Source organism: Stutzerimonas tarimensis (assembly GCF_042648805.1).
GTDB lineage: Bacteria > Pseudomonadota > Gammaproteobacteria > Pseudomonadales > Pseudomonadaceae > Azomonas > Azomonas tarimensis.
Window position 1 is genome coordinate 233,374 of the sequence record NZ_JBHRXZ010000024.1, and the last position, 20,369, is coordinate 253,742.

Consider the following 20,369-nt stretch of genomic DNA (forward strand, 5'->3'; position numbering starts at 1 on the left):
GGTGACAAACCCACTGATGGCTTGTCACAAAGTCTCGAGCCAGGCTAAGCCTGGCGGAGGCATAATCTGCAGATCAGCTTCGCACGAGATTCTTATGCCGCGTCGTTTATTCAAACGCTACATGCCACATCCCGATCGCATCAAGGGCTCTTCGTTGCGGTTTCTCGGCAAGCTGATTCACGAACCCAACCTCTGGCATCTCAATCGCCATTCCGTGTCCCGCGCCATGGCCATCGGGCTGTTCTGGGCAATGATCCCCATGCCCATGCAGATGCTGGCCGCTGCGCTCTGTGCGATTCCAGCCAGGGCCAACCTCCCCACTGCGGTAGGCCTGGTGTGGATCACCAACCCCCTGACCATGCCGGTCGTCTTCTATTTCAACTACCGGGTCGGCACCACCCTCCTGGGCGTTCAGGCGTTCAGCATGCCGGACGAAATGAGCCTCGCCTGGGTGGGCAGGTTGCTGCAGACACAATGGCAACCCCTGCTCCTGGGCTCAATCGTGGTCGGCCTGTTTCTCGCGGTGATCAGCTATTGCCTGACGCTGCTCTACTGGCGCTGGTGGGTAGGCCGGAACTGGCGCCACCGCCGGCTGAAACGCCGCAACGGAAGCTGAACTCCCCGCGTTGACGTGAATCAAGGCAGGAGGTGAATTCCCGCTGCTCTGCCATGGCTTGGTCTGAGCAGAGCCCACCCTTTGTTACTATCTCGCGCCCTGTATGTTCGGATTAAGCCGCGATGCCCAACGCCCTGCTCGACAATGCGGTGATTCTTCTCGCACTGTGCATTCCCTTTGCGCTGTTCTGGCGGGAGTGGGCGGATCGCCCGGAGTCTGACTCCCTGCCGATGCGTTTCGTGATCGGAGTCTGCTTTGGCGTCGCCTGCATTGCCGGAATGATGAGACCGGTCATGATCCAGCCCGGGCTGTTTTTCGACGCGCGGGCGGTGGTGCTGGGTATGGCCGGGCTCTTCGGCGGGCCTATCGTCGCCGCGGTAGCCGCTCTCACCGCGGCAGCCTACCGTATCTGGATCGGTGGTATAGGGCTCTGGGTTGGCCTGATCAACATTGCGCTACCAACACTGCTGGCCTTGGCCTATCGACGTCAGCACCAGAAGGCGCGCTGGGCCATCAGCGCCTGGCCACTCCTCGCCTTCGGGTTGCTTGTCAGCCTGACGACACTAGCGACCCAGCTGCTGTTGCCGCGTGAGCTGATTGCCCATAGCCTTCGGCACACCGCCCTGCCGATTCTGCTGGTCATTCCAGCCGCCACCGTCGCCATGGGGATGTTGTTGCATGAGATGCTGCAGCGCGGACAAACCACTCGAGCCTTGCGCCTGAGCGAAGCGCGTCTGCGGGCGATCACCGAAGCGACCCCGGAACCCCTGATGGTCATCGATGAGGACGGGCGTTGCCGCGAGGTCATCACGCCACGCCAGTCCCGGTTTCCAGACCTGTCCAATCTTGTCGGCCGCCGCCTGCATGACCTGCTACCGGCAAGCCAGGCCGCGCGATTCGACAAGCTCCTGGCCGAGACGCTGGCCAGCGATTGCACGATGGTGGTCGAGCACAGCCTCGATACGCCCGCCGGGAAGCGCATTTTCGAAGGCCATGCATGCAGGATCGAAACGCCGATCGGCGGCCGACGCGCCGTGACCGTGCTGCTACGCGAGATCACCGAGCGCGTGCATAACGAGCTCGAGAAGCGCATCGCCGCCATTGCCTTCGAATCGCAGCAGGGCATGCTCATCACCGACGCCAGCAACCATATTCTCAAGGTAAACCAGGCCTTTACCCAGATCACCGGCTACAGCGCCGATGAGGTCATAGGCAAGACCACGCGAGTGCTGCGCTCCGGGCGCCATAGCTCCGAGTTCTACAAGCAGATGTGGCGCAGCATCCTCGAGCAGGACTCCTGGGAAGGCGAAATCTGGAACAGACGCAAGAACGGCGACATATACCCGGAATGGCTGACCATCAGCGCGGTTCGCGACAGCACCGGCAGCATCACCCATTTCGTCGCGGCGCTCACCGATATTACCGAACGCAAGGCGGCGGAAACCCAGATCCATCACCTGGCGTTCTATGATCCCTTGACCGACCTGCCGAACCGACGGCTGCTCCTGGACCGTCTGCAACAAGCCCTTCTCTCCGCCTCACGCAGTGGCCAGTATGGCGCCCTGATGATATTCGATCTGGATAACTTCAAGAATATCAATGACCTGCATGGACATCAGGTGGGCGACAAGCTGCTTTGTGAGGTTTCAGCGCGCCTCAACGAGCAAGTGCGCTCATGCGACACCGTCGCACGTCTCGGCGGTGACGAGTTCGTCATGGTGCTGGAGGGTTTCAAGGCCGAACCCGACCAAGCCGCGACCCAGGTCGAATATTTCGGCGAGCGGATCCTCGCCTCGCTCGCCAAGCCCTATCGACTGGGTGACCTCACCGTGCGCAGCACCGCCAGCATCGGCGTGGTGCTGTTCAATGATGTATCCCTGGACGTCGACGAACTGATGAAGCGGGCGGATATGTCCATGTACGAAGCCAAGCTGGCCGGGCGCAACAGCCTGAGATTCTTCGATCCGTACATGCAGCAGATCGTCAGCGCCCGCTTGCGCCTGGAAGAGGAGTTGCGCCGCGGACTCGAGGCACGGGAATTCGTTATCTACTTCCAGCCCCAGGTGGACACCGCCCGCGGCATCGTCGGTGCCGAAGCCCTGGTCCGCTGGCGTCATCCGGAGCGCGGGGTGCTCGCGCCGGGAGACTTCATCGAGGGCGCCGAGCGCGGCGGCCTGGTGCAGTATCTGGACCTGCAGGTGCTCGAACTGGCCTGCAAGCAGCTGGCTCGCTGGGCATCGCAACCCTCGACCGAAAGGCTGGCACTTGCGGTCAACATCAGCGCACCGCTGCTGTATCAAGGCAACTTCGTCGAGCGTGTCCTTGAACTGGTTCGCTCCAACGGCTTCAACCCGAAGCGCCTTAAGCTCGAACTGACCGAGTCCCTGCTGCTGGACGACATGCCGGAAGCTTCGTTGCGCATGAGCGCGCTCAAAGCGCACGGTATCCACTTCTCCATCGACGACTTCGGCACCGGTTATTCGTCGATGACCTACCTGCACCGCTTGCCGCTGGACCAGTTGAAGATCGACCGGAGCTTCATCCAGGGCATGGCCAGCGACAATGGCCTGGCCATCGTCCGCGCCATTTGCGCCCTGGCCAGCACACTGGATCTCGAAGTACTGGCCGAGGGAGTCGAAACCCAGCCCCAGCGACAGATGCTCGAGAACAACGGTTGCCATCTCTTCCAAGGCTATCTGTTCGGACAACCGGTGCCGATCGAGGCATTCGAAGAAATGGTCGCCAGGGCCGCCAGGCAGCCGGTGTCGACCTGCCTCGGCGAACCTGCCGAGCCCTGCTAGAAGCTCAACTCGAAGCCATCGGCGTCCTGATAGGCGGGGAAGCGCTGACGATACTTGGCGAGCGCAGACGCACTGAGGCTGGTGATAAAAACGCCGTCTTCGCCACCCGGCAAGATCAGCGGCTCACCATGAAAGTCAAGAACCTGGCTGTCGCCACTGTAGGGGTGGCCGTTGCCGTCCTCGCCGATCCGGTTGACCGCGGCCACATAGCACAGATTCTCAATTGCCCGTGCCGGCAGCAACCGGTTCCAGGCCGTGCGCCGCGCTGTTGGCCAGCTCGCGATATAGATCAGCAGATCGGTGTCATAAGAATCGCGACTCCATACCGGAAAGCGCAGGTCGTAACAGACCAGGGGGCGCACATGCCAGCCCTTCACCTCAAGCAAGACCCGCTCGCTGCCGGCGGCGAAATGCTTGTGCTCACCGGCCATGCGGAACAGGTGGCGTTTGTCGTAGTGGGCCAGGGTTCCATCCGGTCGCGCCCAATACATGCGGTTGCGGTAGCTGCCGTCGGCTGCCTGGATGATCAGGCTACCGGTCACGACCGCTTCCATTCTGCGCGCCTGCTCCAGCAACCAGCGCCGGCTCGCGCCGTTGTCCTGCTCGGCGAGCGCGGCCGCATCCATTGAATAACCCGTGGTGAACATTTCCGGCAGAATGATCAGGTCGGTTCCCTTGGCCTGATCGAGCAATGCCGAAAAATGGGCGTGGTTGGCCGCCGGGTCCTGCCAGACCATACTGGTCTGCACCAGCGCCACATTGAGATCGGGCAAGGCACTGAGGTCACGCATCGGCTTCTCCGTCGGGGTGGTTCCGTCACTGGTTAGAGGGGCGAGGCCTGCCGGCCTTGCGTTGCCTCCAGGCGCAATCCTGCGCCCGTTGGAATCATACGTCTCGCAGCTTCTCGGTCGCCAGCATCAGGGTCTCTTCCCGCTTGGCGAAGCAGAAGCGCACCAGCCGCACGTCGCTCGGCGGTACCTGGTAGAACACCGAGATCGGGATACAGGCGACCCCATGTTCACGGGTCAACCACTGCGCCATGGCGACATCGTCGAGGTCGGGCCTGATTTCCGAATAATCGGCCAGCTGAAAGTAGGTACCGGCTGCCGGGGTGAATCGAAAGCGAGACTGCGCCAGGCGTTCGCAGAACAGATCGCGCTTGGCCTGGTAGAAGCCAGGCAGCTCGCTTACATGCTCCGGATGCGCGGTCATATAGTCGGCCAGCGCCCATTGCAGAGGTGTGACCGCGGTAAAGCTGACGTACTGGTGAACCTTGCGCATCTCGGCGGTGAGCATCGGCGGGGCGATCAGATAACCGGTTTTCCACCCGGTCACGTGATAGGTCTTGCCGAAAGAGCTGACAACGAAAGCCCTTGCGTAAAGCTCATCATGTCGCAGTACGCTGAAATGCTCGCGGCCGTCGAAGACAAGGTGCTCGTAAACCTCGTCGCTCAGCACCAAGACGTCTTCCCGATCACGCAGCAGCGCAGCCAGCCGGTCAAGGTCAACGCGACTCAGCAGTGCGCCGCTGGGGTTGTGCGGGCTATTGAGGATGACCAATCGGGTACGTGGCGAGAGCGCATCGGCCAGGCGTTGCCAATCGATGGCGAAGTCCGGAAGCTGCAGCGGCAGGTGCACGGCAGTACCGCCGGCCAGTTGCACCGAGGGCTCGTAGCTGTCGTAGCAGGGGTCGAAGATGATGACCTCGTCCCCGGGCCTTACCGTAGCCTGGATTGCACAGAAAATCGCCTGGGTCGCCCCGGGAGTAATGGTGACCTCGTCCTGCGCGCTCACCGTGCGTCCGTACAGGCTCTGAACCTTCATCGCCACCTGCTCGCGCAGAGCCGGCAGGCCAGTCATGGGAGCATACTGGTTTTGCCCGGCGAGGACATGCCGACCGACTCCGGCAAGGAGGAATTCCGGCGCGTCGAAATCCGGAAACCCCTGTGACAGGTTGATCGCCCCGGTATCCATCGCCAACTGCGACATCGTTGTGAAGATGGTGGTGCCGACGGAGGGCAGCTTGCTGGTGATCATGGGACCGCTCATTGGAGGCTGGAGGCTGAAGACGGAACGAAAAAGCGCCTGCCCCTTCGTCCAGCGTCTTGCCTCAGCGCTGTTGGTCTCTAGCGCTTCTTGTCCCTGCGCTTCTTTTCCGCTTTCTTGTGGTGGCTCATCAGGCGGCGCTTCTTGTTCACCTGGCGCTCGGTGAGCTTGTTCTTGTTGCCCTCGTAAGGGTTTTCGCCGCCCTTGTATTCGATGCGGATTGGCGTACCAACAAGCTTGAGCACTCGCCGATAGGTGTTTTCCAGGTAGCGAGAATAGGACTTGGGCACCGCCTCGACCTGGTTGCCATGGATCACGATCAGCGGCGGGTTGGCCCCCCCGAGGTGGGCGTAGCGCAGCTTGATGCGGCGACCATTGACCAGCGGCGGCTGATGTTCCTGGACCGCATCTTCGAGAATCTGCGTGAGTCGGTTGGTTGGCCAGCGCGTGACGGCCGATGTGAAGGCAGCTTGCACCGACTTGTACAGGTGCCCGACGCCGGTACCGTGCAGAGCCGAGATGAAATGCACGTCCGCGAAATTGACGAAGAACAGCCGCCGTTCGAGTTCGGTCTTGACGTAGTCGCGCTCACCCGGCTGCATGCCATCCCACTTGTTCAGCGCGATCACCAGTGCCCGGCCGGTTTCCAGCACGAAGCCCAGCAGGTTCAAGTCGTGCTCGACCACCCCCTCCCGGGCATCCATGACGAACACCACCACGTTGGCGTCCTGGATCGCCTGCAGCGTCTTGACCACCGAGAACTTTTCGACAGCCTCGAAGATCTTGCCCCGACGCCGGACCCCGGCGGTATCGATCAGGGTGTACTTCTCGTCACCGCGCTCGAACGGAATGTAGATGCTGTCACGGGTGGTTCCGGCCTGGTCATAGACGATCACCCGGTCCTCTCCGAGCATCCGGTTGACCAGCGTAGACTTGCCCACGTTGGGCCGCCCGATGATGGCGATCTTGATGCCGTCCTTTTCGTCGGGACCGGGGGTTCGCCTGGGTTGGCCGTCCCCGGCCGCCGGTTCGACGTCCTCGGGCTCTTCGACCTCGTCACGCGGGAATACCCCCAGCGCCGCCTCGAGCATCGCCTGGATGCCACGGCCGTGCGCCGCCGATACCGGCAGAGCGTCGCCGAGGCCCAGCGGACTGAACTCGGCCCTGGCGATTTCGGGGTCTACCGTGTCGACCTTGTTGGCAAGCACGAAACAACGCTTGTTACGCTTGCGCAGGTGCTCGCCGATCATCTGATCGGTAGGCGTCAGCCCATCTCGTGAATCGACCAGGAACAAGACGGCATCGGCCTCCTCGATAGCCTGCAACGACTGCTCGGCCATCTTCGCGTCGATACCTTCCTCGTCACCGGACAGTCCGCCGGTATCGATCAGGATGTAGGTACGTCCCTGCCATTTGGCTTCGCCATACTGACGATCACGCGTGAGTCCGGAGTACTCGGCCACGATGGCATCACGGCTCTTGGTGAGACGGTTGAACATGGTGGACTTGCCGACGTTCGGCCGCCCCACCAGGGCAATTACGGGAACCATTCGGCTCTCCAGAACAGAAAACACAAAGGCCGCTGCTGTGGCAGCGGCCAAACCAGTGGAGACTTCGCGCCGGCTAGCGGCGGCGATCAGTCCCCGCTATCGATGGTCAGCGCAACCAGCTTGCCGTCGTTGCCGAAAGCATAGAGCCAATCGCCCTCGACGACAGGTCGAACACGAACCCCGGCACGATCGATGCGCTCGCGGGCTACAAAACGCCCGTCGACCTGACTCAGAAAGTGCAGGTAGCCATCGCGATCGCCCACCGCCAGGTAGCTCGACAGCACCGCCGGCGCGGAAAGCTCGCGACGTGCCAGTCCGTCATTGCTCCAGAGAATGGTCGTGGAGCGCTCGTCGATGCCCAGCACCGCACCGTCAGCCTGGCTGACGTAGACACTGCCATAACCCTGCGACAGGCCGACGTGGCTCGATGCGTCACGCTGCCAGAGTACGCGCCCGCTTTGCACATCCAGCGCGGCCACGCGGCCCTGGTAGGTCACCACATAAAGGGTACTACCGGAAAGCAGCATCTCACCATCGATGTCGACCACCCGCTCCAGCTCGGAACGCCCCTGGGGGATGGCAACGCGCTGCTCCCAGATCGGCAGGCCACGCTGGGTTTCCACCGCCACCACCCGTCCGCTGGAAAGTCCGGCGATGGCCAGCTGATTGGTCAGCAGTGGCGCACTGGTACCGCGCAAGGTGAGTACCGCCGGCGAGTTGTCGAGACTCCAGCGTTGGGCGCCGGTGTCCATGTCCAGGGCAACCAGGCGATCATCCTGGGTCTGCACCAGCACGATGTCACCGTTGATCGCGGGCGGCGACAGCACTTCGCTGAGCACCTGGCTACGCCAGCGCTCACTGCCGTCTGCCACATCGAGCGCGATCACCTCACCGTTCAGGGTACCCAGCAGGATCAGCCCGAAGCCGACGCCAACACCGCCGGAGACCGGCTCGTCGAGGTTCTGCCGCCAGTTCACCTTTCCGCTGAAGCGGTCGATCGACTGCACCCGGCCACGGACATCGGCGGCAAGGATCTCGTCGCCATATACGACCGGCACCAGCATGTTGTAGGTATCGCCCTGGCCAGCGCCGACCGAGCGGGTCCACTGCTTCTGCAAACGTATTTCGGCATCGAATGCCGGCAGAGGCGCCGGCCCGGGCTCGGTGCTCTTGCTGCTGCAACCGGTGGCCAATATCGCCATGGCGAGTAACGCGACTATCTTGCTACGCATCAGATCACGCCTCTTCTCGGGCCAGGTCGTCGACCTTCATTTGCAACGCACCGACGGCAGCGTCGGGCGCCTGGGATTCCATGGCCTTCACATAGGCGGCACGGGCTCGCTCTTCCTGTCCGAGCTGAAGCAGCAGGTCTCCACGGATCTCTTCACGGCTGGCGCGGAAGAACTCAGCGGCTTCGCCGTCGATCAAGGCCAGCCCCTGCTCCGCCTGCCCTTGTGCAGCCAGGACCAGGGCCAGACGCTGTCGAGACAGCTCTTCCAGCGTGTCGTCGGCCGGTGCGTCGACCACGGCACGCAGCTCGCTGGCAGCGTCTTCCAGGCGACCCTCGTCGACCGCGACCTTGGCCAGCAACAGGCGACCGTACTGGGCGTAATGGCTGCGGCCATGATCATCCTTGAGCCTATTGCCCAGGCGCACGATTTCCGCAGTGTTCGGCTGGCCGTCGTCCAGAACCCGGGTCAGCAATTCCTGATAGAGCACCGAGCCACTTTGCGCCTGGTTCGCCTGGTGCCGCTGCCAACCCTGCCAGCCGAACACCAGGACCAGCGCCAGGACGGCGCCGACCAGGAGCGGCATGCCGTTACGCTGCCACCAATCCTTGATCTGCGCGAGTTGTTCGTCATCACTACCCGAGGCCACGCGGTGCTCCTTAACTCAATGATTCGCTTGTGTTTGTTTGACGTCTTCGAGGCAATTGACGAGCACGGCCGGCAGGTCTGCCCAGGCCACTCGCTGCTGATCGCCCTCTTCACGTAACGGCTTGAGGCCCACTACCTGGGCGGCGAGCTCGTCGTCACCGAGGATCAGCGCGTAGCGCGCGCCACTCTTGTCGGCCTTCTTGAACTGACTCTTGAAACTGCCGGCGCCGGAATTAAGCCACAGACGCAAGCCCGAAAGCGACTCGCGCAACTGCTCGGACAACGTCAGCGCGGCCAGTTCTGCAGCCTCGCCGAAGGTGCAGACATAAACCTGTGGCGCCTTGCCAAGTGATTCCGGCACTTGCCCGAGCGTTTCCAGCAGCAGCACCAGGCGTTCGACCCCCATGGCGAACCCAACGCCGGGAGTGGGTTTGCCGCCAAACTGGGACACCAGGCCATCGTAGCGACCGCCGGCACAGACGGTACCTTGTGCGCCCAGCTTGTCGGTCACCCACTCGAAGACGGTGCGGCCATAGTAATCGAGTCCGCGTACCAGCTTGGGGTTGATCTCGTAGGCGATGCCTGCCGCATCGAGTCGAGCCTTCAGGCCCTCGAAATGCGCCCGTGACTCTGGGTCGAGGTAATCTGCCAGGGTCGGCGCATCGGCCAGCAGCGCCTGGGTCTGGGCATTCTTGCTGTCAAGGATCCGCAGCGGATTGCTGGTGAGCCTGCGCTGGCTATCCTCGTCGAGCTGGTCGAAGCGCGCCTCCAGGTACGCCACCAGCGCATCCCTATAGGCGGCGCGAGCCTCGCTGGAGCCGAGACTGTTGAGCTGCAGCGCCACCGCATCCTGAACGCCCAGGGCGCGCCACAGGCGGGCTGTGAGGACGATCAGCTCGGCGTCGATATCCGGTCCGGGGAGGTTGAACACCTCCACCCCGATCTGGTGGAACTGGCGGTAGCGGCCTTTCTGCGGCTTCTCGTAGCGAAACATCGGCCCGGTGTACCAGAGCTTCTGCACCTGCCCCCCCCCGGTAAGCCCGTGCTCGAGCACCGCCCGCACGCAGCCGGCGGTGCCTTCGGGACGCAGGGTCAGTGATTCTTCGTTGCGATCGAGAAAGGTGTACATCTCCTTATCGACCACGTCGGTGCCTTCACCGATACCGCGAGCGAAGAGTTCCGTGAACTCAAGCATGGGCAAGCGGATCTCGTGATAACCATAGCCATCGAGCAGGTCCGCGAAGGTGCGCTCCAGATATCGCCAGGTAGGCGTCTGCGCGGGCAGGATGTCGTTCATGCCACGGATGGCTTGCAGGGTCTTGCTCATGCGGTTCCTTAAACGATCAGCTGCGCACGATCAGCGCGGCATCGGCTTCGGCCTTCTCGGCCGCCTTGCGACGGATCAGCGCCTCGAGTTCTGCCACCAGATGTTCATTGTCGAGCTTCTGGGCAGGTTTGCCGTCGATGTAGACGAGGTTGTTGGGTGTGCCACCGGTCAGCCCGATGTGGGCCTCCTTGGCTTCGCCCGGGCCGTTGACCACGCAGCCGATCACGGCCACGTCCATGGGCACCAGCAGGTCGTCGAGACGTCCTTCAAGCTCGTTCATGGTTTTCACCACGTCGAAGTTCTGCCGCGAGCAGCTCGGGCAAGCGATGAAGTTGATCCCGCGTGAGCGCAGGCGCAGCGATTTGAGGATGTCGAAACCGACCTTGATCTCCTCGACCGGATCGGCCGCCAGAGAGACGCGCAGGGTATCACCGATGCCCTCGGCGAGCAGCATGCCCAGGCCGACAGCTGATTTGACGGTGCCCGAACGCAGGCCGCCCGCTTCGGTGATACCCAGATGCAGCGGCTGTTCGATCTGCGCCGCCAGGAGACGATACGCCGCCACCGCCATGAACACATCGGAGGCCTTCACGCTCACCTTGAAGTCGTGGAAATCGAGGCGATCGAGGTGCTCCACATGACGCAGGGCCGATTCCACCAGCGCTTGCGGGGTGGGCTCGCCGTATTTTTTCTGCAGGTCCTTTTCGAGCGAGCCCGCATTGACCCCGATACGGATAGGGATGCCCTTGTCGCGCGCTGCCTCGACCACTGCCCGTACGCGATCCTCGCGGCCGATATTGCCCGGATTGATCCTCAGGCAGTCGACGCCCAGTTCAGCCACCCGCAGTGCAATCTGGTAGTCGAAGTGGATATCGGCCACCAGCGGTACCTGCACCCGCTGCTTGATCCGGCCGAATGCCTCCGCTGCCTCCATCGAAGGGACCGAAACCCGCACGATGTCGGCACCGGCATTTTCCAGCTGCTGGATCTGGGCGACAGTAGCGTCGACGTCGCAAGTTTCGGTATTGGTCATGCTCTGCACGCTGATCGGCGCGTCGCCACCAACCGGCACCTTGCCGACCCATATCTTGCGTGACTGTCGGCGCTTGATGGGGGATTCAGAATGCATGCTCACCGTCCGAGTTGAAAACGCGCCGTTTCACCTCGCCGGTAAGGCGCAAGATCGACGGCGTTGCCGTTGTAGATGACTTCGACACCGCGGGCAAAGCCCAGCACCACACTGAACGGGGGCTGCCCCTGCAATACCCTGACCATCCCCGAGGGGACCAGCGCATTGAGCAACACGGTACCGTCCGCGGCGGTTACCCGCGTCCAGCATTCGGCGGAAAAGCGAAGCTCGAGTGACGCCAGGCTGCTGTCTTCTCCAGCCGCGTCGGTGACGGTCGGCACGACAGGTGCCTCGACCGCAGGTGGCAGCGCGACGGGCGCAGCTTCGGCGGCGATCGCCGAAGGCTCGGCCAGGGCTTCGCCGGCTTCGTCGAGCGCGGCCGGCGCCTGCTCCCCGGCGCCGGCCGTGGCGCCTTCGAGGCTGGATCCGCCGAGCTCGTCAGGCATGGCTACGGCTGGATCCATCGGTGCCTGGGGCGCGACACGAGCGTCAATGACGGCCATGTCTTCGGGTTCGTCCAGCGGATGAATCTGGGTGGTACCGTCGGCACCCTCGACCTCTATGTGACCCATCTCCGCGGGGGACTGCTCGTAGGGCAGCGGCGCCCGGCTGTCCTGCCAGACGAGGAAGCCCAGGACCCCCAGGCCCACCAGGAGAAGAAAACTGAAAAACCGCAGGCCGAGCGCCGACAGGCGCACCGGTTCATCGATTCGCCCGAGCGCCTGGACCCGACTGCCGGATGCATCGGCACCGCTGTAACGGTCGAACTCCAGCACCAGCCGCGCCTGGTCCAGCCCAAGTAGCTTGGCGTAGGCGCGCACGTAGCCCCGGGCGAAGGTGTGGCCTGGCAGCGACGAAAAGTCGCCAGCCTCGATCTGGGATAGCGCGCGCTCGGACAGATTGAGCTGCAAGGACACGACCGACAATGGCAGGCCCTGGGCCTCCCGAGCCTCACGCAAGGTATCGCCCGGATTGACCGCGCCCGCCGCGTTCGTCATATCAGATGGCGGTGGGGTCATTGGTGCTCCGAAAGGTAGGTCTTGTATTCCGCCGAAGCGGGATAGAGGCGTCGCAACTGCAAGGCGAAGCTGGCGCCACGGTCGACTTCATCGAACACTTCGGCCAGGCGTATGCCGAGCAACAGGCTGCGCGGCGTGTGTGGGGCCATGGCGATGTAATTCTCGTAATAGCGCCTGGCCGGTACATATTCCCGATCCTCGTAGGCCATGCTCGCCAGTTCGAGCAGCGCCGCGGGCCGGCGGCTGTCCAGGCGCAGCGCCCGATTGAAGTGCGCCTGGGACTGGTCACGCATTCCAAGGCGCTGTGCAGTCAGACCGAGATTTTCGAACACGCGAGAGCGCTCGACATACATGGTGTCTTCCGCAGCCTGCTGGAAGCGCTCGTAGGCATCCTTGAAACGCCCCTGTTCAAACAGGAAGCTTCCATAGTTGTTGAGGATACGGGCATCGCGTGACTGGGCCAGGGCGGAACGAAAATGGCGGTCGGCCAGTTCCGGCTCCATTTCTGCCTGAAACACCAGCGCCAAGGCGGCATGCGCATCTGCGCTGCGCGGATCGAGCTCCAGCGCCCTGCCCAATGGCTGCTTGGCGCGGGCCGTTTCGCCCTGCTGCAGGTAGCCGATGCCCAGCTGGACGAAAGCATCGCGGGCGTCGTTACGCCCTTCGGGTGTACGGGTTGGATCGATTTTGCCCGACGACACGCAGCCCGCCAGAAAGCACAACAACAGCGGCAGCGCCAAACGCAAACTCATGACTTACCCTCGAACCATTAAGCGGAACCGGCTTCAGCATCACCCGGCACCTGGCGCACGGCGATGTAGCGTTCGCTACGGCGGGTCCGGTCCAGTACCTGGCCAACCAGCTGGCCACAGGCCGCATCGATGTCCTCACCGCGCGTGGTGCGAACCGTTACATTGTGCCCGGCTTTCTGCAGGATTTCCTGGAAACGTCGAATCGCATTGTTGCTCGGTCGCTCATACCCGGAATGAGGGAAGGGGTTGAACGGGATCAGATTGATCTTGCAGGGAATATCAGCCAGCAACGCGATAGTCTGCTCGGCATGCTCGGGCTGGTCGTTGACACCCTTGAGCAAGGTGTACTCAATGGTCAGCACGCGCTTCTCACCGAGCTGCGAGACATAGCGCTTGCAGGCATCGAGCAGCACGGCCAACGGATACTTGCGGTTGATCGGCACCAGCTGGTCACGCAGCGCGTCGTTGGGGGCATGCAGTGAAAGCGCCAGAGACACGTCGATGACCTTCGCCAGCTCATCGATCATCGGTACCACACCCGAGGTCGAGAGGGTGACCTTGCGCTTGGAAATGCCATAGCCAAGGTCATCCATCATGATCTGCATGGCGGCCACCACGTTGTCGAAATTCAGCAACGGCTCGCCCATGCCCATCATCACGACGTTGGTGATGGCCCGGTCGATCTTCGCCGGGATGCTACCGAAGGACTTGTTCGCCACCCAGACCTGGCCGATGACCTCGGCGGCGGTCAGGTTGCTGTTGAAGCCCTGCTTGCCGGTCGAGCAGAAACTGCAGTCCAGGGCGCAGCCTGCCTGGGAGGAAACGCAGAGCGTGCCGCGCCCATTCTGAGGGATGTACACGGTTTCAACGCAACTGCCAGAGGCGACGCGCACCACCCATTTGCGGGTGCCGTCGCTGGAAATGTCTTCGCTGACCACTTCGGGGCCGCGTACTTCGGCAGCGGCCTTGAGCTTTTCGCGCAAGGCCTTGCCGACATTGCTCATGGCGTCGAAGTCGTCGACGCCATGATGGTGGATCCATTTCATGACCTGACCGGCCCTGAAGCGCTTCTCCCCGATCGATTCGAAGAACTGCTCCAGCTGCGGCTGGGTCAGGCCCAGCAGATTTACCTTACCGGTCATGTCAGTCATCAGATCCCAAATGGTGCTTAGCGAATGCGGGCGGAAACTTCGGTTTCGGCGAACCAGTAGGCGATCTCGCGTGCGGCGGAAGCCTCTGAGTCCGAACCGTGGACGGCGTTCTCATCGATGGACACGGCGAAGTCGGCGCGAATGGTGCCGGCGTCTGCCTTCTTCGGATCGGTGGCACCCATCAGCTCACGATTCTTGGCAATGGCGCCTTCGCCTTCCAGCACCTGAACAACGACCGGGCCGGAAGTCATGAAGGACACCAGATCCTTGAAGAAGGGGCGCTCCTTGTGCTCGGCGTAGAAACCACCAGCTTCGCGCTCGGACAGCTGAACCATCTTCGAAGCAACGACGCGCAGGCCGGCCTTCTCGAAACGGGTCAGGATTTCGCCGATGACGTTCTTGGCAACGGCGTCCGGCTTGATGATGGAAAGGGTGCGTTCAACAGCCATGAAAAGCTCCAAAGCTCAGGGGTGGGTACTAAAAAAGAAACCTGCGGAGTATACGCAGGTTCCTGTGAAATCTGTAGGCGCGCCGGGCAACCTTCATGAGGATGACTGTTTCACCGGGCTTCTTCGATCCAGGCCGCCTGGATGGCCTCAAGAACCTTCTCGCCACCGCGCCGCGGATCGTCAGCAAAGGCCTCGAGCCCAATCACCCACTTGTGCAGCTCGACGAAGTTCACATAGCGCGGATCTACGTCAGGCTTCTGTTCCAGCAGTTCGACGGCGATATCTTGCACATCGCCCCATTTCAGGCTCATGGTCAATGCCCTTCGGATACCTGGTTGATGGTGTAGCGAGGAATCTCCACGACCAGATCCTCGTCGGCCACGGCCGCCTGGCAGGACAGCCGGGAGTTGGGCTCGAGACCCCATGCCTTGTCCAGCATGTCGTCCTCCAGCTCATCGGAGGACTCGAGCGAGGCGAAGCCCTCGCGAATCACCACATGACAGGTGGTACAGGCACAGGACTTCTCGCAGGCATGCTCGATGTCGATACCGTTGCGCAGGGCAGCATCCAGCACAGTCTCGCCGACCTCCGCCTCGATTACCGCGCCGTCCGGACAGTGTTCGGCATGCGGAAGAAACACGATTTGCGGCATGAATTATTCCTCGATCTCGTTGAGCCGGCGCCCGGACAAGGCATCTCTCACGGATGCATCCATCCGGCGCGCGGCGAAGGCGTCGGTAATGTCACTCAGACGCCTGGTCTGCTGTTCGATGCGCGCCGCGTCATCGCCGGCCACCAACCCCTGCAGTGCATCCATCTGCGCTTCGATGGCAAGCCGTTCCTCCGCCTGAAGCAGGCGATCACCATCGGCCTCGACCGCCGCCGCAACCGCCTCCAGCAGGCGCCGAGCCTCGACCTGGCGCTCGCGCAGGGCACGCGCGTCCTTGTCGGCATCAGCCTGGGTGAACGAGTCCTCGAGCATACGGGCGATCTCGCCATCGGAGAGGCCGTATGAGGGTTTTACCTGGATGCTGGCCTCGACGCCGGAGCTCAGCTCCCGCGCACTGACACTGAGTAACCCGTCGGCATCGACCTGAAAGGCCACACGAATCTTAGCTGCGCCGGCAACCATCGAGGGGATGCCACGCAGCTCGAAACGGGCCAGCGAGCGGCAATCGGCAACCAGCTCCCGCTCCCCCTGCAGGACGTGAATCATCATGGCCGTCTGGCCATCCTTGTAGGTGGTGAAATCCTGCGCGCGGGCCACGGGAATAGTGGTGTTGCGGGGAATGATCTTTTCCATCAGCCCCCCCATGGTTTCCAGTCCCAACGAGAGGGGAATGACGTCGAGCAGTAGCAACTCGTCGCCATCACGTCCGTTGCCGGCCAAGGTATCAGCCTGGAGGGCGGCGCCGATGGCGACCACGCGATCCGGGTCGATATCGGTGAGCGGCTCGCGGCCAAAGAGCTCTGCGACTGCCTGACGCACCCGAGGAACGCGGGTGGAGCCTCCCACCATGACCACCGCGTCGATCTCGTCGATTTCGACGGAGGCGTCGCGCAGCGCTCGACGGCAGGCCTTGAGACTGCGAGCCACCATGGGCTCGATCAGCTGCTCGAACCTACCCCGATCCAGAAACCCCGACCACCCGCCATAGCTCAGCGATACCCCAGACCGGGAAGTAAGCGCCTCCTTTGCATCGCGACCGAGGTTCAGAAGACGCCGTTGCGCCGAAGGGTCGAGGTCGCTGGAAACCCCGGCCTGCTCGACGATCCAGCCGGCGATCGCGTGATCGAAGTCATCACCGCCCAGGGCGCTGTCGCCGCCGGTAGCCATGACCTCGAAGACCCCACGACTCAGGCGCAGGATGGAAATGTCGAAGGTGCCGCCCCCCAGATCGTAGATCGCCACCAACCCCTCGGCCTGGCGGTCGAGCCCGTAGGCCACCGCTGCAGCGGTCGGCTCGTTGAGCAGTCGCAGCACATCCAGCCCGGCCAGGCGCGCAGCATCCTTGGTCGCCTGCCGCTGGGCATCGTCGAAATACGCCGGCACGGTGATCACCGCGCCGGTCAAGGGCCCGCCAAGCGAGGCTTCCGCTCTCTCACGAAGCACCCGCAGAATGTCCGCCGACACCTCGACTGGACTCTTTCGGCCCTGGGCAGTCTCGAGAAAAGGCATCTGCGAGTCACCTGCGACGAAGCGATACGGCAGTTGCTCGCCCATCAGCTTGATGTCGGAAATGCCGCGTCCCATCAGCCGCTTGACCGAAATGACGGTGTTGAGCGGGTCGTCCTGCGCGGCATCGCGCGCTGACTGGCCGACCTCCACAGCATCGGAACGGTAGCGCACCACTGACGGCAGGATCACCTCTCCCGCAGCGTCCGGCAGCGGTTCGGCAATGCCACTGCGCAGTGTGGCCACAAGAGAGTTCGTTGTACCCAGGTCGATACCCACCGCCAAGCGACGCTCGTGCGGCTGAGTGCTCTGTCCTGGCTCGGCAATCTGGAGTAAGGCCATATCTAGGTGATGTCTTTCGCTGGCGACGAGGCGCCGCTGAGGTTAATCATCGAGGCGCTCTTCCAATTGCCGCACCTCTTGGGACAACTTGTCGAGAAACTGCATGCGCCGAACCAGCCGCTCCGCCTCGAGATGACGCGTCTCGTCCTGCCAGATCGCGGCGAACGTCTCGTCCAGCGTCTGTCGCGCGACCTTCAGGTGTTGCTTGAAAGTCGCCACGCCCGCCAGGTTCGCATCTGCCTGCAGATCCTCGAGCTCTTCACGAAGCTGCATCTGCTTCAACAGGAACTCGGGGTCCTGCACTGTCGTTTCGAGCGGGACGTCATGGCCACGCAGACTCAGCAGGTAGCGCGCCCGACGGCTGGGACTCCTGAGCGTCTGATAGGCCTCATTGAGATTGGCCGAGCGCTCGAGCGCCTGGCGCTTTTCGCGCTCGCTGCCACTGGCGAAGCGATCGGGATGAACCTGCCGGGCCAGGTCGCGGTAGCGTGCGGCCAGAAGGTCCAGATCGATCTCGAAGTCAGGTTGCAGCTCGAACAGCGCAAAATGGCAAGTACTCACAAGCCCCTCAGACGTTGAAGCTTTCGCCGCAACCGCAGGATCCGGTCACGTTCGGGTTGTTGAACTTGAACCCCTCGTTCAACCCCTCCCGCACGAAATCGAGCTCGGTACCATCAAGGTAGACCAGGCTTTTCGGATCGGTGATCACCTTGACGCCGCCATACTCGAATACCACATCCTCGCCCGACAGCTCGTCGACGAATTCCAGCACATAGGCCAGGCCCGAGCAGCCGGAAGTGCGCACGGCAAGGCGTATGCCTTCTCCCTTGCCGCGCCCGTCGAGCGACCGGCGCACGTGCTGTGCCGCGGCTTGCGTCATGGTGATTGCCATGGATCCTCCTCAGAGCAGGCCTTTCTTCTCGCGGTAGTCGCGTACCGCCGCCTTGATCGCATCCTCGGCAAGCACCGAGCAATGGATCTTCACCGGAGGCAACGCCAGTTCTTCGGCGAGCTGGGTATTTTTGATGGTTTCCGCTTCTTCAAGCGTCTTGCCCTTCATCCATTCGGTCGCCAGGGAGCTCGAAGCAATGGCGGAGCCACAGCCGTAGGTCTTGAACTTGGCATCTTCGATGACGCCCATGTCGTTGACCTTGATCTGCAGACGCATCACGTCGCCACACGCCGGCGCACCCACCATCCCGGTACCGACGTCCGGATCTTCAGCTTCGAACTTGCCGACGTTGCGCGGGTTCTCGTAGTGGTCGATGACCTTGTCACTGTAAGCCATGGTGCAATCCTCTCTGTCAGCTGTCGGCGTTCGGGGTCAGTGGGCCTGCCACTCGACCTTGGAAATGTCGACACCGTCTTTGTACATATCCCACAGCGGCGACAGCTCACGGAGCTTGTTCACCGCCGAACAGACCTTCTCTACGGCGTGGTCGATTTCTTCCTCGGTGGTGAAGCGACCGAAGGTGAAGCGAATCGAGCTGTGCGCCAATTCGTCATTACGCCCCAGCGCGCGCAGCACATAGGACGGCTCGAGCGAGGCGGAAGTACAAGCGGAACCGGACGATACCGCCAGGTCCTTGAGCGCCATGATGAGCGACTCGCCCTCGACGAAATTGAAGCTCAGGTTCAGGTTGTGCGGCACGCGAGCGGTCATGCTGCCGTTCACGTAGAGTTCTTCGAGGTGCTCGACCTGCTTGTAGAAGCGATCCCGCAGGGCCTTGACGTGTTCGTTGTCCTTGGCCAGGTCCTGCTTGGCGATGCGAAACGCCTCCCCCATGCCAACGATCTGATGCGCCGCCAGCGTGCCTGAGCGCATGCCGCGCTCGTGGCCGCCACCATGCATCTGGGCTTCCAGGCGCACACGCGGCTTGCGCCGGACATAGAGCGCGCCGATGCCTTTCGGGCCATAGGTCTTGTGTGCCGAGAAGGACATCAGGTCGACCTTCATCTTGTCCAGATCGACCTCCACCTTGCCGGTGGACTGAGCGGCATCGACATGGAAGAGGATCCCGCGAGCGCGGGTCAGCTCGCCGATCGCAGCGATATCGTTGATGGTGCCGATCTCGTTGTTGACGTGCATGACCGACACCAGAATGGTGTCCTCGCGCAGCGCCGACTCGACCATTTCCGGCGTGATCAGGCCATCTTCGCGGGGATCGAGGTAGGTGACTTCGAAACCTTCGCGCTCGAGCTGGCGGCAGGTATCGAGAACGGCCTTGTGCTCGATCTTGGTGGTGACGATGTGCTTGCCCTTGGAGCTGTAGAAGTGCGCTACGCCCTTGATGGCCAGGTTGTCGGACTCGGTAGCACCGGAGGTCCAGACGATTTCCCGGGGATCTGCATTGACCAGATCGGCGACATGGCGACGCGCGGTTTCAACCGCTTCTTCGGCGCGCCAGCCGAACAGATGCGATCGCGACGCCGGATTGCCGAAGTTGCCTTCCATGGTCAGGCACTCGATCATCTTGTCGGCGACCCGTGGATCCACCGGCGTGGTGGCTGAGTAGTCGAGGTAAATCGGCAATTTCATCAGGCTCTCCTCTTGCCGTCTTATTCGACGGCGGATGCTCGTATCTTGTCGGACTCGGCAGGACCGCGACGGATGTCCTGCAACAACGCAACTTGCTGGACATCATTGCGCTTGACCAGATCGGCCAGGCTGATGCCACTGAGAAACTCGTGAATGCGCTGACTGAGGTCACACCAGAGGTTGTGCGTCAGGCAGGTATCGCCCGAATGACAATCCCCCTGCCCCTGACAGCGGGTAGCATCGACCGACTCGTTGACCGCATCGATCACCTGGGCAACCTTGATCGCTTCCATCCCACGAGATAGCTGATAGCCGCCACCCGGGCCGCGCACGCTGGTAACCAGACTGCCGCGGCGCAACTTGGCGAACAACTGCTCCAGGTAGGAGAGAGAAATTCCTTGTCGCTCGGAAATATCCGCCAAGGATACCGGGCCGTTCTGGGCATGTAGCGCAAGGTCAAGCATGGCAGTGACCGCATAGCGGCCCTTTGTCGTCAATCGCATCGGTCTGCACCAAAGCGTTAGGATTTGAGCGGATTATGCAATACCTGAGTATTTGAATCAACTATAAATCCCTAGCTTTTGCACAGTTATGG

General features: G+C 62.3%; 21 protein-coding genes. 2 read left to right on the forward strand and 19 right to left on the reverse strand.

Annotation, left to right across the window (positions count from 1 at the left end):
* The first annotated feature begins 94 nt into the window (after window positions 1-94).
* Together ACFOMF_RS14960 and ACFOMF_RS14965 are read left to right on the forward strand one after the other, a co-directional pair.
* Window positions 95-616 (forward strand): DUF2062 domain-containing protein, encoded by a 522-nt coding sequence (locus ACFOMF_RS14960; protein ID WP_386366301.1) that lies wholly within the window; start codon window positions 95-97, stop codon window positions 614-616.
* A 122-nt stretch (window positions 617-738) separates the two neighbouring features.
* Window positions 739-3,417, forward strand: coding sequence for an EAL domain-containing protein (locus ACFOMF_RS14965; protein WP_386366303.1), 2,679 nt, complete (start codon window positions 739-741; stop codon window positions 3,415-3,417).
* Here ACFOMF_RS14965 and ACFOMF_RS14970 read toward each other — a convergent pair.
* The 19 genes from ACFOMF_RS14970 to iscR form a co-directional block, all read right to left on the reverse strand.
* A complete protein-coding gene (locus ACFOMF_RS14970) occupies window positions 3,414-4,208 on the reverse strand; it encodes an amidohydrolase (protein WP_386366305.1) in 795 nt (264 codons plus the stop codon). The genes ACFOMF_RS14965 and ACFOMF_RS14970 overlap by 4 nt on opposite strands.
* Before the next feature lie 94 nt (window positions 4,209-4,302).
* Window positions 4,303-5,454 (reverse strand): pyridoxal phosphate-dependent aminotransferase, encoded by a 1,152-nt coding sequence (locus ACFOMF_RS14975; protein WP_386366307.1) that lies wholly within the window; start codon window positions 5,452-5,454, stop codon window positions 4,303-4,305.
* Between the two features lie 89 nt (window positions 5,455-5,543).
* Entirely contained in the window at window positions 5,544-7,013 is a 1,470-nt protein-coding gene (der, locus tag ACFOMF_RS14980) for a ribosome biogenesis GTPase Der (protein ID WP_386366309.1), read from the reverse strand.
* 86 nt (window positions 7,014-7,099) lie between these two features.
* Complete coding sequence (gene bamB, locus ACFOMF_RS14985; protein WP_386366311.1) at window positions 7,100-8,245, reverse strand: outer membrane protein assembly factor BamB; 1,146 nt, start codon at window positions 8,243-8,245, stop codon at window positions 7,100-7,102.
* A 4-nt stretch (window positions 8,246-8,249) separates the two neighbouring features.
* Window positions 8,250-8,891 (reverse strand): YfgM family protein, encoded by a 642-nt coding sequence (locus ACFOMF_RS14990; protein WP_386366314.1) that lies wholly within the window; start codon window positions 8,889-8,891, stop codon window positions 8,250-8,252.
* A 15-nt stretch (window positions 8,892-8,906) separates the two neighbouring features.
* On the reverse strand, window positions 8,907-10,217 hold the full coding sequence (gene hisS, locus ACFOMF_RS14995) for a histidine--tRNA ligase (protein ID WP_386366316.1): 1,311 nt from the start codon (window positions 10,215-10,217) through the stop codon (window positions 8,907-8,909).
* Between the two features lie 16 nt (window positions 10,218-10,233).
* Window positions 10,234-11,346, reverse strand: a complete 1,113-nt coding sequence (gene ispG, locus ACFOMF_RS15000; RefSeq protein ID WP_386366318.1) for a flavodoxin-dependent (E)-4-hydroxy-3-methylbut-2-enyl-diphosphate synthase — start codon at window positions 11,344-11,346, stop codon at window positions 10,234-10,236.
* A 2-nt stretch (window positions 11,347-11,348) separates the two neighbouring features.
* On the reverse strand, window positions 11,349-12,344 hold the full coding sequence (locus tag ACFOMF_RS15005) for a helix-turn-helix domain-containing protein (RefSeq protein ID WP_386366320.1): 996 nt from the start codon (window positions 12,342-12,344) through the stop codon (window positions 11,349-11,351).
* A gap of 17 nt (window positions 12,345-12,361) precedes the next feature.
* Window positions 12,362-13,117, reverse strand: a complete 756-nt coding sequence (gene pilW / locus ACFOMF_RS15010) for a type IV pilus biogenesis/stability protein PilW (RefSeq protein WP_386366322.1) — start codon at window positions 13,115-13,117, stop codon at window positions 12,362-12,364.
* A gap of 17 nt (window positions 13,118-13,134) precedes the next feature.
* On the reverse strand, window positions 13,135-14,268 hold the full coding sequence (gene rlmN, locus ACFOMF_RS15015; protein ID WP_386366324.1) for a 23S rRNA (adenine(2503)-C(2))-methyltransferase RlmN: 1,134 nt from the start codon (window positions 14,266-14,268) through the stop codon (window positions 13,135-13,137).
* Between the two features lie 17 nt (window positions 14,269-14,285).
* A complete protein-coding gene (ndk, locus tag ACFOMF_RS15020) occupies window positions 14,286-14,717 on the reverse strand; it encodes a nucleoside-diphosphate kinase (RefSeq protein WP_386366326.1) in 432 nt (143 codons plus the stop codon).
* Window positions 14,718-14,827: 110 nt separating this feature from the next.
* Window positions 14,828-15,028 (reverse strand): Fe-S cluster assembly protein IscX, encoded by a 201-nt coding sequence (iscX, locus tag ACFOMF_RS15025; protein WP_386366328.1) that lies wholly within the window; start codon window positions 15,026-15,028, stop codon window positions 14,828-14,830.
* Window positions 15,029-15,030: 2 nt separating this feature from the next.
* Window positions 15,031-15,369 (reverse strand): ISC system 2Fe-2S type ferredoxin, encoded by a 339-nt coding sequence (gene fdx / locus ACFOMF_RS15030; protein ID WP_386366330.1) that lies wholly within the window; start codon window positions 15,367-15,369, stop codon window positions 15,031-15,033.
* A 3-nt stretch (window positions 15,370-15,372) separates the two neighbouring features.
* On the reverse strand, window positions 15,373-17,235 hold the full coding sequence (gene hscA / locus ACFOMF_RS15035) for a Fe-S protein assembly chaperone HscA (protein WP_386366331.1): 1,863 nt from the start codon (window positions 17,233-17,235) through the stop codon (window positions 15,373-15,375).
* Window positions 17,236-17,277: 42 nt separating this feature from the next.
* Window positions 17,278-17,796: a co-chaperone HscB gene (hscB, locus tag ACFOMF_RS15040; protein ID WP_386366333.1), complete on the reverse strand. Its 519-nt coding sequence runs from the start codon at window positions 17,794-17,796 to the stop codon at window positions 17,278-17,280.
* 7 nt (window positions 17,797-17,803) lie between these two features.
* The gene (gene iscA, locus ACFOMF_RS15045) at window positions 17,804-18,127 is read right to left on the reverse strand and encodes an iron-sulfur cluster assembly protein IscA (protein WP_386366335.1); all 324 of its coding nucleotides are present in this window, start codon (window positions 18,125-18,127) and stop codon (window positions 17,804-17,806) included.
* A gap of 9 nt (window positions 18,128-18,136) precedes the next feature.
* Entirely contained in the window at window positions 18,137-18,523 is a 387-nt protein-coding gene (gene iscU, locus ACFOMF_RS15050; RefSeq protein WP_386366337.1) for a Fe-S cluster assembly scaffold IscU, read from the reverse strand.
* 36 nt (window positions 18,524-18,559) lie between these two features.
* Window positions 18,560-19,774 carry an IscS subfamily cysteine desulfurase gene (locus ACFOMF_RS15055; protein ID WP_386366339.1) on the reverse strand — a complete coding sequence of 405 codons (1,215 nt, stop codon included), beginning with the start codon at window positions 19,772-19,774 and terminating at the stop codon, window positions 18,560-18,562.
* A 20-nt stretch (window positions 19,775-19,794) separates the two neighbouring features.
* On the reverse strand, window positions 19,795-20,277 hold the full coding sequence (iscR, locus tag ACFOMF_RS15060) for a Fe-S cluster assembly transcriptional regulator IscR (protein ID WP_386366341.1): 483 nt from the start codon (window positions 20,275-20,277) through the stop codon (window positions 19,795-19,797).
* Window positions 20,278-20,369: the final 92 nt, after the last annotated feature.

Coding starts and splice junctions, on each gene's coding strand:
- ACFOMF_RS14960 (WP_386366301.1), top strand. CDS start 95: ATGCCGCGTCGTTTATTCAAACGCTACATGCCACATCCCGATCGCATC.
- ACFOMF_RS14965 (WP_386366303.1), top strand. CDS start 739: ATGCCCAACGCCCTGCTCGACAATGCGGTGATTCTTCTCGCACTGTGC.
- ACFOMF_RS14970 (WP_386366305.1), bottom strand. CDS start 4,208: ATGCGTGACCTCAGTGCCTTGCCCGATCTCAATGTGGCGCTGGTGCAG.
- ACFOMF_RS14975 (WP_386366307.1), bottom strand. CDS start 5,454: ATGATCACCAGCAAGCTGCCCTCCGTCGGCACCACCATCTTCACAACG.
- der (WP_386366309.1), bottom strand. CDS start 7,013: ATGGTTCCCGTAATTGCCCTGGTGGGGCGGCCGAACGTCGGCAAGTCC.
- bamB (WP_386366311.1), bottom strand. CDS start 8,245: ATGCGTAGCAAGATAGTCGCGTTACTCGCCATGGCGATATTGGCCACC.
- hisS (WP_386366316.1), bottom strand. CDS start 10,217: ATGAGCAAGACCCTGCAAGCCATCCGTGGCATGAACGACATCCTGCCC.
- ispG (WP_386366318.1), bottom strand. CDS start 11,346: ATGCATTCTGAATCCCCCATCAAGCGCCGACAGTCACGCAAGATATGG.
- ACFOMF_RS15005 (WP_386366320.1), bottom strand. CDS start 12,344: ATGACGAACGCGGCGGGCGCGGTCAATCCGGGCGATACCTTGCGTGAG.
- pilW (WP_386366322.1), bottom strand. CDS start 13,117: ATGAGTTTGCGTTTGGCGCTGCCGCTGTTGTTGTGCTTTCTGGCGGGC.
- rlmN (WP_386366324.1), bottom strand. CDS start 14,268: ATGACTGACATGACCGGTAAGGTAAATCTGCTGGGCCTGACCCAGCCG.
- ndk (WP_386366326.1), bottom strand. CDS start 14,717: ATGGCTGTTGAACGCACCCTTTCCATCATCAAGCCGGACGCCGTTGCC.
- iscX (WP_386366328.1), bottom strand. CDS start 15,028: ATGAGCCTGAAATGGGGCGATGTGCAAGATATCGCCGTCGAACTGCTG.
- fdx (WP_386366330.1), bottom strand. CDS start 15,369: ATGCCGCAAATCGTGTTTCTTCCGCATGCCGAACACTGTCCGGACGGC.
- hscA (WP_386366331.1), bottom strand. CDS start 17,235: ATGGCCTTACTCCAGATTGCCGAGCCAGGACAGAGCACTCAGCCGCAC.
- iscA (WP_386366335.1), bottom strand. CDS start 18,127: ATGGCAATCACCATGACGCAAGCCGCGGCACAGCACGTGCGCCGGTCG.
- iscU (WP_386366337.1), bottom strand. CDS start 18,523: ATGGCTTACAGTGACAAGGTCATCGACCACTACGAGAACCCGCGCAAC.
- ACFOMF_RS15055 (WP_386366339.1), bottom strand. CDS start 19,774: ATGAAATTGCCGATTTACCTCGACTACTCAGCCACCACGCCGGTGGAT.
- iscR (WP_386366341.1), bottom strand. CDS start 20,277: ATGCGATTGACGACAAAGGGCCGCTATGCGGTCACTGCCATGCTTGAC.